Origin of the sequence: Bacillus sp. FSL R7-0685, assembly GCF_038002425.1 — a bacterium.
Lineage (GTDB): Bacteria > Bacillota > Bacilli > Bacillales > Bacillaceae > Bacillus > Bacillus subtilis.
The window spans coordinates 1,820,351-1,836,896 of sequence record NZ_JBBOCN010000001.1; the positions used below are offsets into that span (position 1 = coordinate 1,820,351).

Consider the following 16,546-nt stretch of genomic DNA (forward strand, 5'->3'; position numbering starts at 1 on the left):
GAAATTCTCGATGCCTTCAGATCAGGAGAATTAACCATTTCTGAGGTGGAAGAACATCTTAAAGGCATGAAGCAGCAGTTGAAAAGCCCGCTTTCAGAAGGGCAAAAAGGGCTGTGGATGCTTCAAAAAATGTCTCCTGGGATGAGTGCATATAACATTCCTTTATGCTTTCGCTTCAGCAAACCAATACATGCAGAGACGTTCAGGAAAGCCCTTCTGTTTGTACAGAGACAATATCCGGTCTTAGCCAGTGTGATTCAAGAAGAAAATGGCATTCCATTTCAATCGGTTCAGTTATCAAAGGATCTTTATTTTGTGGAAGAGAATATATCAGCAATGAAATCAGCAGATATCTTTCCTTTTCTAAAAGAAAAAGCAAAAGAACCTTTCCAGTTGGATGCTGGTCCGTTATGGCGCACACACCTTTTTCATCGGTTAGAAGAATGCATTGTTCTTATAACAATTCACCATATCATATTTGATGGTGTGTCGATGCTGACATTGATATCGGCGCTATTCGAAGCGTATCAACAATTGCTGAATGGGATTGAGCCCTTGCAGCAGCCATTAACAGCTGATTATTACGATTTTGTCGATTGGGAAAAACGGATGCTGACTGGCAGAGAAGGGGAAGAGCATCTCGCTTACTGGAAAGAACAGTTGTCTGGGAGTCTGCCAGTTCTTGATTTGCCTGCTGACCGTCCGCGGTCTTCAGCACGAAAATTCAAGGGGCAAGCTTATAAAAGCTTGCTCCCTCATCACCTGAGCAATCAAATTAAATCGTTTGCCCGCACCAATCATGTGAATGAATCGGTTGTGTTTCTCTCCATTTACAAAGTGTTGCTGCATCATTATACAAAACAAAAGGATATCATTGTTGGCGTTCCGACAATGGGTCGGCAAGAAGACAGATTTGAAACCCTAATCGGTTATTTTATCAATATGATGGCTGTTCGGAGCAAGAATATCGGATCTCAGCCATTAACAGCATTTATTCGGGAACTGCAGCTGACAGTGGCTGACGGCCTGGATCATGCGGCGTTTCCGTTCCCTGCATTGGTAAGAGAGCTGAATGTAGACCGCTCGGCCGCGGATTCTCCGGTTTTTCAAACAGCTTTTCTGTACCAAAACTTTTTTCAAGCAACAGGCTTGCAAAAAGTGCTCGAACCGTATCAAACGCTTGGCATCGAATATATTGAAGACATTCGGCAAGAGGGTGAATTTGAGCTGGCGCTCGAAATATATGAGCAAGAAAATGAAACAGTGCTTCATCTTCTGTACAACCCTGATTTGTATGAACTGTCCTCCATTGAAAGCATGATGGAGAACTATATGAAGCTCGCGCAGCACATGATGGAGGACCCGTCTTTGCCGCTTGAAGCCTACTCTTTGCGATTAAATCAAGAACAAACTAATTTGGTGGAACAATGGAATGCGACAGGGACAAACATCGCAAATGACAAGTGTATACATGAGGTGTTTGAGGAAAAAGCGAAACAAACCCCCGATGCGGTTGCTGTGATGTTTGAAGACAGATCACTTACATATAAAGAAGTAGATGAAAAAAGCACATCTGTGGCAGTCTACCTTCAACATCAGGGTGTTAGACCTGAACAGCCCGTTGGCATTTGTGCAGAGCGTTCGTTTGATATGATCATCGGAATTTTAGGAATACTGAAAGCTGGCGGAGCGTATGTGCCGTTAGATCCAAGTTTTCCGCAAGAACGATTAAAGTACATGCTCAAAGACAGTCAGGCATCCATTGTCCTCACCCAACCTAACGTTCATGATAGGATCAGCGGATTAACTGGCAGCCGTGTAAAAGCGATCAATATCGAGTTAGCTTGCCGAAACGGTTATACAGACCAGCAAAGCAGCGGTTTAAAGCGGGAAGTAAAACCGGAACACCTCGCTTATATTATTTATACATCGGGAAGCACTGGAGAGCCTAAAGGGGTTATGGTAGAGCATCGGAGCATTATGAATACCCTGAATTTTCTTGAATCTCACTATCCTGTAACGGCTGAGGATGCATATTTATTGAAGACGAACTATGTGTTTGATGTATCGATCTCAGAATTATTCGGATGGTTTATTGGAGATGGCCGTCTAGTGATTCTTCCGCCTAATGGGGAGAAATCACCGCAGCTTTGCATGGATTATATTGAAACATATAAAGTGACTCACATTAATTTTGTGCCGGCCATGCTGCATGTTTTTTTAGAAATGGCGAAAGACAACAAGCGATTCACAGAGGACGGTCCGCTGAAGTATATGATGGTTGCAGGTGAAGCCTTCCCTAAAGAATTAGTGAAAAAGGCGGTATCGCTCTTTACAAACTGCCGTGTTGAAAATATATACGGACCGACGGAAGCCTCCATTTACGCTGCGTATTTCGGATGCGGAAAAGGAGATATCGCAAGTCACCATACACCGATTGGAAAGCCTGTTTCCAACACGAAAATTTATATTGTGGACCAGCATTTGAAGCCTGTCCCGATCGGAAAGCCAGGTGAGCTTTGCATCGCTGGAGCCGGCTTAGCAAGAGGCTACTTTAAAAAGCCGGGGCTTACGGCTGAAAAATTTATTGATAATCCCTTTGAATCAGGGACGAAGCTATATAAATCGGGTGATTCAGCAAGGTGGCTTCCTGACGGCAACATAGAATACTTGGGACGGATTGACAGCCAAGTCAAAATACGCGGTTTTCGCGTCGAGCTGGGCGCAATAGAAACAAAGCTCGGTGAATTTCCGGGCATTTTAGATCAGGCGGTAGTGGTGAAGCAGCTTGAGGGCCATCAACAGCTCGCTGCTTATTATACAGAGGAAAGCGGACATGCCTCTGCCAATCCAAAAGATTTGCGCCTTCATCTAAAATCGAGTCTGCCCGAATATATGATACCTTCACACTTTATCCGCTTAGATGAGCTTCCATTATCGCCCAGCGGAAAAGTGAACCGTAAAGAATTAGAAAAACGCGAGATCGTGTTCAACAGAAGGAAACCAAATCACTTGCAATTAACGGAAATAGAGGATCAGGTGCTGCGTATTTGGGAGGAAACGCTCAAGGTCAGCGGATTTGGGCCGGAAGACGGGTTTTTCGATGCGGGCGGCGATTCGCTTCTGGCTGTAGCTGTGGCTGAACGAATCAAAAAAGAATTCGATTGTGAGTTTCATGTTACTGAGCTGTTTGAGTTTTCCACGATCCGTGCAATCAGTGAATATATTTTGGAGATGAAAAACTCAGATCTAGCCGGGACACAAAATGAAGATCATTATGATATCAAAAAAGATAGAAAACACCTAGAACAGAAGATTCCCCCTTATTTTGATGACAGTGTTGCGATTGTGGGGATATCTTGCCAGTTCCCGGGTGCGAAAAATCATCATGACTTCTGGAACCACATCAAAGAAGGCAAAGAAAGCATACGATTCTTTTCTGAAGAAGAGCTTCGCGCAAATGGAGTTCCCGAAGAATTGATACAGCATCCTGACTATGTGCCTGTGCAATCTGTGATCGAAGGGAAAGACTTATTCGATCCCGGTTTCTTTCAAATCTCGCCAAAAGATGCTGAGTATATGGACCCTCAGCTCCGCCTCTTATTGCTGCACTCCTGGAAAGCGATTGAAGATGCAGGATATGTGGCTAAGGAGATTCCGGCAACAAGTGTATATATGTCTGCAAGCAGCAATTCATATAGAACGTTATTGCCGAAGGAGACAACAGAAGGACATGAATCACCGGATGGCTATGTCTCATGGGTTTTAGCCCAAAGCGGAACCATTCCCACAATGATCTCACATAAGCTCGGATTAAAAGGGCCAAGCTATTTTGTTCATTCTAACTGTTCTTCATCACTAGTCGGTTTATATCAAGCATACAAAAGCCTGACATCGGGCGAATCACAATATGCGCTTGTCGGAGGCGCAACATTGCACGCACAATCAGCGATCGGCTACGTGCACCAAAACGGGTTGAATTTTTCAAGCGACGGGCATGTAAAGGCGTTCGATGCTTCGGCGGACGGAATGGCCGGGGGCGAAGGCGTAGCGGTCATCCTGCTGAAAAAAGCTGTGGATGCCGTAAAAGACGGAGACCATATTTATGCGATTATGCGCGGAATAGGCATCAATAATGATGGGGCAGAAAAAGCCGGCTTCTATGCGCCAAGTGTAAAAGGCCAAACAGAAGTGATACAGCATGTATTGGATACAACCAAGATCCATCCTGAAACGGTCAGTTATATTGAAGCACACGGTACGGGAACGAAATTAGGCGATCCTATTGAAATGTCTGCGCTAAATAAAGTGTACAAGCAATACACCGACAAAACACAATTTTGCGGAATTGGTTCAGTGAAAACGAATATCGGCCATTTGGATACAGCTGCGGGGTTAGCCGGATGCATTAAAGTTGCGATGAGTTTATACCATAATGAACTTGCACCGACCATCAACTGTACGGAGCCGAATCCGGATATAAAGTTTGAAAGCTCTCCTTTTTATGTTGTCCGTGAACGAAAATCGTTAGAGAAACACGCAGGTGTCCATCGGGCGGCTCTGAGCTCATTCGGCCTTGGCGGAACTAACGCCCATGCAATATTTGAGCAATATGAAAACATTTCTGATGCAGGTACCGAAAACGAAGGCAATCAGCCTTACATCATTCCTATATCAGCTAAAAATAGTGAACGGCTCCAAGTATACGCGAAGGAAATGCTGTCCTATATCAGTCAAGACGAGCAAAGGCATTTCTCTTTAAGAGATATTGCATATACCTTCCAAGTCGGCCGTGAAGCAATGGATAACAGGATCGTTTTTATAGTGAACGATCTGGAAGAGTGGAAACATCAGCTGGAAGCTTTTGTGACTGGAAAGCCGCTCGCAGAAGGCTGTATTCAAGGAGAAAAAACGAGAATGACATCCGCTGAACAGCTGTTTGGAAATGCTGAAGCAGATGATATGGCTTCATCGCGGATATCAAAAGAAGAATTGAGAAAGCTTGCCGAGATGTGGGCAAATGGCTTTCACGTTGAATGGCGCAGGCTCTATCCAAATATAAAGCCACGCCGCATCAGCTTGCCGACATACCCTTTTGCCGAAGAACGATACTGGCCTGAAAGCAGCACCGGCGCTATCACAACAATTGAACCATCTCGTTTGCATCCTTTGGTGCACCATAATACATCGGTTCTGTCAGAGCAGCGTTTCAGCTCCATTTTCACAGGACAAGAGTATTTTATTGCCGAGCATATCATTAAAGGCATGGCGATTTTGCCGGCGGCGGTCACGCTTGAAATGGCAAGAGCCGCTATAGAACAAGGAATTGGCGGATTGGAGGATCATGAAACTGGAATCAGGCTGAAAAATGTCGTGTGGGTTCGCCCGGTTGTAGCAGGAAGTGAGCCGGTTCAGGTAAATATCGGACTTTACGATGAAGATGGCGGACATATTGCTTATCGGATGTATGGCGAGCCGGAATCCGCTGATGCAGAACCAGTTGTATATAACCAAGGTAAAGCGGAATTGATTCAGTTAAAGCGAGAAAAAGCACTGGATCTTTCTAAGATCAAGAAACAATGTGATCAAAGCAAAATGGATGCTGCCTCGTTTTATGAAGGGATGATCGGCGCCGATTACGGTCCAGGTTACAAGAGTGTAGAGGCCGTATATAAAGGCGACGGCCAGCTGCTTGCCAAATTATCACTGCCAGAATCTGTTGCACATACGTTGGGCGATTATGTTCTTCATCCAAGTGTAATGGACGGGGCGTTACAGGCGGCTGAATATTTGCAAAATGTCGTCAGAGCGGAACTTTCAGACACTGAAGACTTTAAGGCAGCACTGCCATTTGCACTGGAGGAACTTGAGGTTTTTCGTCAGTGCGTTTCTGACATGTGGGTTTATGTTCAATTCAACTCGAAAAACAAACCAGGAGATTTGATACAGAAAGTCGATATTCACCTATGTGATGAGCATGGCATGATCTGTGTGCGGCTGAAAGGATTTTCGACGAGAGTGATGGAGGCAGATATACAAACCGAACCATCAAAAATCAACGCTGAAACTTTATTGCTTCAGCCCGTTTGGCAAGAACAAAAGGCTGCTAACAGCTTAGCTGCAAAAAAATATGCAGAGCATCTCGTATTCCTATGTGAATATGATCATGAGACGAGAAAACAAATTGAAGCAGCCATCGAGGATGTCCATGTATACAGCCTGGAAGCAAGGCCTTCTTCAGTAGATGGGCGTTTCCATTCTTATACAGAACAAGTGTTTAAAAAGGTACAAGAGATCATTCGTACGAAACCGAAAGACGGCATTCTCGTTCAGATCGTGACCTCTGCCGAGGGAGAACAGCAATTGTTTTCAGGGTTGACAGGACTGCTGAAAACAGCTTGTCAGGAAAATGCCAAACTAACCGGCCAAATGATTGAAGTCAGCAGTGAAGAAAGTGGAGAAAGCATTGCTGGCAAACTGTTAGAAAATCAAATGAGCAGCGATTCATATGTCAAATATCAAAACGGGACACGGTATATTGCTGATTGGCGTGAAATCAAACAGGCAAAAGGAGACGGCAGCAAACTGTGGAAAGACAATGGCGTTTATCTCATTACAGGAGGTGCCGGCGGACTAGGTCATATTTTTGCAAAGGAAATTGCGGAACAAACGAAAAATGCGACAGTCATTCTGGCGGGCCGCTCACCTCTTAGCGAAAGCAAAAGCAAAAAGCTGAAAGAGCTTCATAGCAAGGGGGCTGACATCACCTACCGGCAAACAGATGTTACCAATAAAATTGAAGTCTATCAGCTCATTGACGACATTCAAAAAAGATATGGCCGTCTGAACGGTATTCTTCATAGTGCCGGAATCATCAAGGACAGCTACCTGGTTAATAAACAGGTAAAAGATCTGCACGATGTACTGGCGCCTAAAGTAAAAGGGCTTGTTTATCTAGACGAAGCGAGCAAGGATTTGCCTTTAGACTTCTTTATTCTCTTTTCATCTCTTTCAGGAAGTTTAGGGAGCATTGGCCAGTCTGACTATGCGGCAGCCAATGTATTTATGGATATGTATGCAGGCTATCGAAATAGGCTTGCCGACCTCAGCCAGCGGCATGGGAAGACGCTTTCTGTAAACTGGCCTTTATGGAGAGATGGAGGCATGCAGGTCGATCAAGAAACTGAGAAAAGGCTTGTGCAACTTGCCGGTATTGTTCCTATGAGGGCAGAAAAAGGAATTCAGGCATTATATCAAGCACTTCATTCAGAAGCAAACCAAGTAATGGTGATCGAAGGCGATGTGCAGAAAATAAAACAAAACATGCTGGCCAAAAACGCCTCAGCACCTATGGAAAAGAAGGAAGCAGAACACATGACTGAACAAATAAATAGCATTGATACAGACAGTTTGCTGGATAAAGTAAAGGCGATGTTAAAGCGAGAGATCGCCAAGCTGTTAAAGGTCAAGCTTGAAACGATTGATGATCATGCCGAGATGACGGTGTATGGTTTTGATTCTATCTCCATGACTGAATTCACCAACCATATCAATCGCGCCTATCAGTTAGAGCTGACGCCAACCGTATTTTTTGACCACCCGACGATTCATGCGTTTGGCAAGCATTTGTCAGAAGAATATCAATCGGTATTTGCGAAGACATTTGCTGTGCGCGCTGTATCGGCTCAGATTCAGCCTGCCGCGAAACAGGAACAAGCCGTGCGTGCCAAAGCTAAAAGACGCAGAAAGCAGCAAGTCATGCTGCCAAACGCCATACAGAGTGATGCTGGGCCTGAGCCAATTGCCATTGTGGGCATAAGCGGTATTTTCCCTATGGCGAAAGACGTTGAGGCGTACTGGAACATCTTAAAAGAGGGCAAAGACTGCATGACGGAAATCCCGAAAGATCGCTGGGATTGGCGTGAATATGAAGGTGATCCGGCGAAGGAAGTCAATAAAACGAACGTGAAATGGGGCGGTTTTATTGACGGTATTGCAGATTTTGATCCATTATTCTTTGGCATTTCCCCGCGTGAAGCTGAACAAATGGAACCTCAGCAGCGCTTACTGCTGACTTACGCCTGGAAAGCGATCGAAGATGCAGGATATTCGGCGAAAAGGTTGTCAGGCACAAAGACCGGCGTCTTCATCGGAACGGGAAATACAGGATACAGCTCTCTTCTATCTAAAGCGAACTCGGCAATAGAAGGATCAGCGGCAGCCAATACGAGCCCATCGGTCGGTCCGAACCGGGTCAGTTATTTCCTTAATCTGCACGGGCCGAGCGAACCGATTGATACAGCGTGCTCAAGTTCACTAGTGGCGATCCACCATGCCATCTCTTCAATTGAGGAAGGCACTTGTGACATGGCATTAGCCGGCGGTGTAAATACGATTATCCTTCCTGAGGTGTATATCAGCTTTGATAAGGCGGGAGCACTGAGCAAAGAAGGAAAATGCAAGACGTTTTCAAATCAAGCCGATGGTTTTGCGCATGGGGAAGGTGCCGGCATACTGTTCCTGAAAAAATTAAAAGCGGCTGAAGAAGCGGGAGACCACATTTACGGAGTCATAAAAGGCAGTGCAATCAATCACGGCGGCCGTGCAGCCTCTTTAACGACTCCCAATCCGAAGGCACAGGCAGATGTTATTCAGTCGGCATATCAAAAAGCGGGAATCGATCCGAAAACCGTGACCTACATTGAAGCCCACGGAACCGGGACGGAGCTTGGAGACCCGGTTGAAATTAACGGTTTGAAATCAGCTTTTAAAGCATTGGGTGTAAATGAAGGAGACACATCAGCCAATCCTTACTGCGGATTAGGGTCTGTAAAGACAAACATCGGCCACTTATCGCTGGCAGCCGGTGCAGCAGGAGTTATTAAAATATTATTGCAGCTTAAGCATAAAACCTTAGTGAAAAGTCTGCATTGCGAAACCGTGAATCCATACATTCAGCTGAAAAACAGTCCGTTCTATATTGTACGGGAAACGGAAGAATGGAAAGCGCTGAAAAATGAACGGGGAGAAGAGCTTCCTCGCCGGGCAGGTGTCAGTTCATTTGGAATCGGCGGGGTAAACGCCCACGTGATTATCGAGGAATATATTCCGGAAGCATCCGATGAGAATATACCATCCATCACGCCGGAACATCCGGGTATCTTCGTTTTATCGGCTAAAAATGAAGCGCGGCTAAAAGAACATGCACAGCAGCTGGCAGATGCGCTTGATAAGCAAACATATAGTGACGTAAATCTCGCCCGAATCGCTTATACACTGCAAGCCGGACGGGATGCGATGGAAGAACGTCTCGGGATTATTTCCGGTTCCATTGAGGATGTACAGCAAAAGTTAAAAGACTTTGCAGCGGAGAAAAGCGGTGTGGAGGATGTATTTAAAGGCAGGATTGATAAAGGCACACTCCAAATGCTTACAGAGGACGAAGAGATTCAAGAAGCTGTCGAGAAATGGATGGAACGGGGAAAGTATGCAAAATTGCTTGAATTATGGGTAAAGGGGCTTGATGTAGACTGGACGAAATTGTATGGCGAGAATCTGCCAAAGCGCATCAGCTTGCCCACGTATCCTTTCGCAAAAGACCGTTATTGGATCTCTGATCATATTGAAAAAAGCAGCAGCATTGTTGCAAATCAAGCAGCCTCCCGCCTTGGCGGAGCCGTGCTGCATCCATTAATGCATCAAAACACATCGAATCTCTCGGAACAAAGGTTTAGCTCTATTTATACGGGAGAAGAGTTTTTCCTTGCTGATCATGTTGTGAAAGGCCAACGAATTTTGCCGGGAGTGGCTCATCTTGAATTGGCGCGGGCAGCTGTTGAGCAGGCCGCAGAGGTACAAGGTGTACCGCGCACCATGAAGCTAAAGAACGCGGTGTGGGTGCGGCCTATTGTTGTAGAGGATCAGCCGCAACAAGTACACATTAGGCTTTTACCGGGGGAAAATGGTGAGATCTCTTATGAAATCTATGGTCATTCAGACGTTACTGGCGAACAGTCAATCGTCTACAGTCAAGGCAGCGCGGTATTGAATCCTGCTGAAAATCTGCCGGCGGTTGATTTGCAATCTCTGCGGGAGCAGTGTCAGGAAAGCCATTTCAGCGTAAACGAAGTATACGACACCTATCGAATGATTGGATTTGAATATGGTCCTGCTTATCGCGGAGTGAAAAAAATCTATACAGCTGAACAATTTGTTTTGGCAAAATTGTCATTGCATCCGTCAGCTGCAGATACGCTCAGCCAATACAAAATGCACCCTGGGCTGATGGATTCTGCTTTGCAGGCGTCAAGCATTTTGACAGGCGCCGGGGATAACCAGCTGACACTGCCTTTTGCGGTCCAGGAGCTTGAAGTCTTCGGAGCATGTTCGTCAGAAATGTGGGTATACGCAAGATACAGCCAAGGCAGCAAGGCAACTGATAAGGTGCAAAAGCGCGATATTGATATTTTAGATGAGAGCGGCAATGTTTGCGTACGGATGAAAGGATTATCTTTCAGAGCAGCGGAAGGCGGCTCTGGATCGGCGGAATCTGATCAAACGCTGGAAACCCTGATGTTTGAAGAAAAATGGGTGCCTAAGGATTTTAAAAAAGAAAGTCCTGAGCCTCATTACGAACGGCACATTGTCATGCTTTGCGACATGAATGGCCTCTCAAAAGATCGCATTGAATCAAGATTGACAGGAGCGGAATGCATCGTTTTGGAGTCATTCCGCGAAGGACTTGCAGAGAGGTTCCAAGATTATGCCGAACAAGCGCTTGAGACGGTCCAGGGTCTTCTCAAAAGCAGACCTCAGGGCAATGTTCTGATCCAGCTGCTTACCTCTGCACAAAGAAAGCAGTACTCATTCTCAGGGCTATCGGCGCTCCTTAAAACCGCCGGCCTGGAGAATAAAAAACTAATCGGCCAGACGATTGAAATCGATTCACATGAAAATATTGAAAGTGTAATAGAAAAACTGAAAGAGAATAAAAGGCACACAGAAGATCAGCACATCAAATATGAAAAAGGCAAACGGTACATCAATGATCTGGATGAAATGCAAATAGATGATCGGGAAATAAGCATGCCGTGGAGAGATAAAGGTGTTTACCTCATCACGGGCGGCGCAGGAGGACTTGGGTTTATTTTTGCAAAAGAGATTGCTCGCCAAGCCGAACAGCCTGTGCTCATTCTGACAGGCAGATCCGCGTTGAATGCGGATCAGCAGGCGGAGCTTAACGAACTTCAGCAATTAGGGGCTCGCGCAGAATACAGGCAGGTTGACGTGACACAAACGGAAGCAGCCTCCGAGCTTATCACAAGCATTACGTCTGATTACGAAGACTTGAATGGTGTCATTCACAGCGCTGGGCTGATTAAAGATAACTATCTTATGAGCAAAACCAATGAAGAGCTGACACAAGTTCTCGCTCCTAAGGTGAAAGGGCTTGTGAATGTGGATGAGGCAACCGAGCATCTTGCGTTAGATTTCTTTATCCTCTTTTCTTCAATATCAAGTGTTGCCGGCAGCGCGGGACAGGCCGATTATGCAATGGCTAATGCATTTATGGACAGTTATGCTGCTTATCGAAATGCGCTTGTAACCGCCATGTATAGGCACGGACAAACGTTGTCAATCAATTGGCCGCTCTGGAAAGAAGGCGGCATGCGCGCGAATAAAGAAATTGAAAACATGACGTTGAAAAACACAGGTGTGACTCCAATGCGGACCGAGACCGGCATTCAAGCGCTGTATAAAGGTTTGGCATTTGGCAAAGATCAAGTCATCGTCATGGAAGGAATCAAAGACATGATGAGGGAAAAGCTGACTCAAAAGCCGTCTTCTGATGATGTACCAATGAAAACAGTGCAAGTACCGGTGACATCTGAAGCAAGAATGGATCAAGGAAATATGTTCGACCACATTCAAGAAGTTTTAAAGCAAACAATCTCTCAATTGCTCAAAATCAAACCTGAAGAGATTGACCAGGACATGGAGTTTAATCAATATGGATTTGATTCGATTACGTTAACTGAATTCGCAAATACACTGAATGAGAAGTACAAGCTGGATCTTACGCCTACGATCTTCTTTGAGCACGCAACTGTTTATGCATTTGCAGGGTATCTGTCAGAAGAATATCCAAATGCTTTTACAGCTCAAACGCCTGCCAAAGCTGAGGTGCCGATGCAGCCTGTCGAACAGAATATAAAAAATATGAGATTTTCGACTGAAAACCGCTTTGTAAAACCTTCGGTAACACCAATGCAAAAGGAAGCTGATCACAAGCCTGAGCCTATTGCGATTGTTGGGATGAGCGGCGTTTTCCCAAAGGCGAAGGACGTCGAGGAATATTGGAAGAACCTGTCATCGGGCACAGATTGTATTACAGAGGTTCCAAAAGACCGCTGGGATTGGCAGGAGTATTACGGAGACCCTCTGAAAGAAGCGAATAAAACAAACGTCAAATGGGGCGGTTTTATTGATGAAGTAGCTGACTTTGATCCATTGTTCTTCGGCATATCTCCGCTGGAGGCTGAGCAGATGGAGCCTCAGCAGCGCCTGTTAATGACCTATGCGTGGAAGGCGGTAGAAGAAGCGGGACACTCAGCGAGAAGCCTGGCAGGAACTAAAACGGGCATCTTCATCGGGACAGGAAACACAGGGTACAGTTCACTTCTGTCAAATGTAGACATCGAAGGCTCAGCGGCTGCGAATATGAGTCCTTCTGCAGGACCGAATAGAGTCAGTTATTTCCTGAACATTCATGGGCCGAGTGAACCGATCGACACTGCGTGCTCAAGCTCTTTGGTCGCCATTCATCATGCGGTTTGCGCCATTGAAAATGGAAACTGTGAAATGGCGATTGCGGGAGGGGTCAACACGGTCGTAACTCCGCAAGGCCATATCGCCTATGATAAGGCCGGGGCGCTGAGCAAAGAAGGAAGATGCAAAACATTTTCTGACAAAGCCGATGGATTCGCAGTCAGTGAAGGTGCCGGCATTCTCTTTCTGAAAAAGCTGACAGCGGCTGAACGAGACGGTGATCATATTTACGGTGTCATTAAAGGAAGTGCGGTAAACCACGGTGGCCGCGCAAATTCTCTAACGACTCCTAATCCGAAAGCTCAGGCGGATGTCGTAAAAACAGCATATGAAAAAGCGGGAATTGATCCAAGAACCGTAACTTATATTGAAGCGCATGGGACTGGAACCGAGCTGGGCGATCCAGTAGAAATCAACGGCTTAAAAGCGGCATTTAAAGAGCTGTATGAAAAAACGGGGGACCCGGCTGTTCATGGCAGCCATTGCGGACTTGGATCAGCGAAAACAAACATCGGTCACTTATCGCTTGCGGCCGGTGTGGCGGGTGTCATTAAAGTGTTATTGCAGCTCAAGCATAAAACGCTTGTCAAAAGTCTGTACAGTGAAACTGTTAATCCATATATCAGACTGGATGACAGCCCGTTTTATATTGTGCAGGAATCGAGAGAGTGGCAGGCGCTTCGGGATGAAGCCGGCCGAGAGCTGCCGCGCCGCGCAGGCATCAGTTCGTTCGGGATAGGCGGCGTCAATGCCCACGTGGTCATTGAGGAATATATTCCGAAAGAAACAACCCATCCTGCAACAGCATCAGCTGTGACAGCACAGCACCCGGGCATCTTTATTTTGTCGGCAAAGGATGAAGATCGTCTGAAAGACCAAGCCCGTGAATTAGCAGACTTTATCAGCAAGCGATCTATCACTGCTCGTGACCTCACTGATATTGCTTATACACTCCAAGAGGGGCGTGATGCAATGGAGGAGAGATTAGGGATCATCGCTGTCTCGACTGGGGACTTGCTGGAAAAACTGAACCTCTTTATAGAAGGGGGCACCAATGCGAAGTACATGTACAGAGGCAGAGCAGAAAAAGGTATCGCACAAACATTGAGATCAGATGACGAAGTACAGAAAACGCTCAACAATAGCTGGGAGCCTCACATATATGAAAGACTGCTTGATTTATGGGTAAAAGGCATGGAAATAGGCTGGAGTAAACTGTATGACGGCAAACAGCCGAAACGCATAAGCCTCCCTACCTATCCATTTGCGAAAGAACGCTACTGGATAACGGATACGAAAGAGGAGGCAGCCGCCCATCAAACAGCTTTAAAAACAGTCGAATCAGCAGCTTTGCATCCATTGATACATGTCAACACATCTGATTTGTCAGAGCAGCGTTTCAGCTCGGCCTTTACAGGTGCTGAGTTCTTTTTCGCCGATCATAAGGTGAAGGGAAAACCGGTTATGCCGGGCGTGGCATATCTTGAGATGGTTCATGCTGCCGTTACAAGAGCAGTGAGAAGAACCGAAGATCAACAATCTGTTATTCACATCAAAAATGTTGTGTGGGTGCAGCCGATTGTGGCGGACGGCCAGCCTGTGCAAGTGGATATCAGTCTAAATCCCCAGCAGGACGGCGAGATTGCTTTTAACGTCTATACAGAGGCTGCACATAATGATCGAAAGATACATTGTCAAGGCAGTGCTTCAATCCGTGGGGCAGGAGACATTCCAGTCCAGGATATCAGCGTGCTTCAAGATCAATGCAGTTTAAGCACACTCTCACACGACCAGTGTTATGAATTGTTTAAGGCGATCGGCATTGACTACGGACCTGGTTTTCAAGGGATAGATCGGCTTTACATCGGCCGCAATCAAGCCTTGGCAGAGCTTTCTCTGCCTGCTGGTGTAACTCACACACTGAATGAATTCGTTCTTCATCCAAGTATGGCCGATTCTGCTTTACAAGCGTCGATCGGGCTAAAGCTGAATTCCGGTGACGAGCAGCTTTCTCTGCCTTTTGCGCTGCAAGAGCTAGAAATATTCAGCCCGTGTACAAATAAAATGTGGGTGTCTGTGACATCTCGTCCTAATGAGGACAAAATACAGAGACTGGATATTGATTTGTGTGATGAACAAGGCCGAGTGTGTGTAAGAATCAAGGGGATTACCTCAAGGCTGCTGGAAGAAGGCATACAACCGCCAGACGGGCCGACATCACTAGGAAACTCCAAAGCAACTCTTAACGGAGCGCTTCTTATGGCGCCGATATGGGATCGAGTGCAGCTGGAGAAGAGGATCATTTCGCCTGCTGATGAGCGTGTTGTCATCCTCGGAGGGGATGACAACAGCAGAAAAGCTGTTCAAAGGGAGTTTCCGTTTGCCAAGGAGCTGTACATTGAGCCGAACGCATCAATTCATAGAATTACAGGCCAGCTTGAAGCACTCGGATCGTTTGACCACATCGTGTGGATGTCTCCTTCTCGTGTGACAGAGTGCGAAGTCGGCGATGAAATGATTGAAGCCCAAGATCAAGGCGTCATTCAAATGTATAGGCTCATTAAGGCAATGCTTTCTTTAGGCTATGGACAGAAGGAGATAAGCTGGACGGTCGTGACGGTGAATACACAATATGTTGATCAGCATGATATTGTCGACCCGGTCGATGCCGGGGTGCACGGCCTGATCGGTTCAATGGCAAAAGAATATCCAAATTGGCAGACAAAGCTGATCGATGTTAAAAAATACGAAGATTTGCCGTTATCTCAACTCCTTTCCTTGCCTGCCGATCAAGAAGGGAATACGTGGGCCTATCGAAACAAGATTTGGCATAAGCTTCGTTTGATTCCAGTACACAACAATCAACCGGTGCACACGAAGTATAAGCACGGAGGTGTTTATGTTGTCATAGGCGGAGCTGGTGGTATTGGTGAGGCGTGGAGTGAATATATGATCAGAACATATCGGGCGCAGATCGTTTGGATTGGCAGAAGGAAAAAGGATGCAGCCATTCAAAGCAAGCTGGACAGACTTGCGCGTCTAGGGCCAGCCCCGTATTACATTCAAGCTGATGCGGCTAACCGAGAGGAATTAGAACGAGCGTATGAAACAATGAAACAAACGCATCGAGAAATCAACGGCATCATCCATTCTGCGATTGTCTTACAAGACCGAAGCCTGATGAATATGAGTGAGGAATGTTTCAGAAACGTTCTTGCTGCAAAGGTTGATGTAAGCGTGCGAATGGCCCAAGTTTTCCGGCATGAACCACTGGATTTTGTTTTGTTTTTCTCTTCCGTACAATCGTTTGCAAGAGCTTCCGGACAAAGCAACTACGCTGCGGGCTGCAGTTTTAAGGATGCTTTTGCACAACGGCTTTCTCAAGTATGGCCTTGTACAGTGGCCGTGATGAATTGGAGTTATTGGGGAAGCATTGGTGTTGTTTCATCACCGGATTACCAGAAGAGAATGGCTCAGGCAGGCATAGGCTCAATTGAAGCCCCTGAAGCAATGGAAGCTTTGGAATTGCTGCTCGGGGGACCGCTGAAGCAGCTAGTGATGATGAAAATGGCAAACGAAACGAATGATGAAGCGGAACAGACAGAAGAAACGATTGAAGTGTACCCGGAAACTCACGGCTCCGCCATTCAAAAGCTGCGAAGCTATCACCCGGGTGACAGCACAAAGATTCAACAACTGTTATAGGAGGGGAAGCGCC

1 protein-coding gene is annotated in these 16,546 nt (G+C 46.1%); it reads left to right on the forward strand.

The genetic code is table 11. The features are described from left to right. Positions 1 to 66 precede the first annotated feature (66 nt). Positions 67 to 16,533 (forward strand): non-ribosomal peptide synthetase, encoded by a 16,467-nt coding sequence (locus MKY50_RS09360; RefSeq protein ID WP_341117302.1) that lies wholly within the window; start codon positions 67 to 69, stop codon positions 16,531 to 16,533. The last annotated feature ends 13 nt before the right edge of the window (positions 16,534 to 16,546 follow it).

Coding starts and splice junctions, on each gene's coding strand:
- MKY50_RS09360 (WP_341117302.1), top strand. CDS start 67: ATGAAGCAGCAGTTGAAAAGCCCGCTTTCAGAAGGGCAAAAAGGGCTG.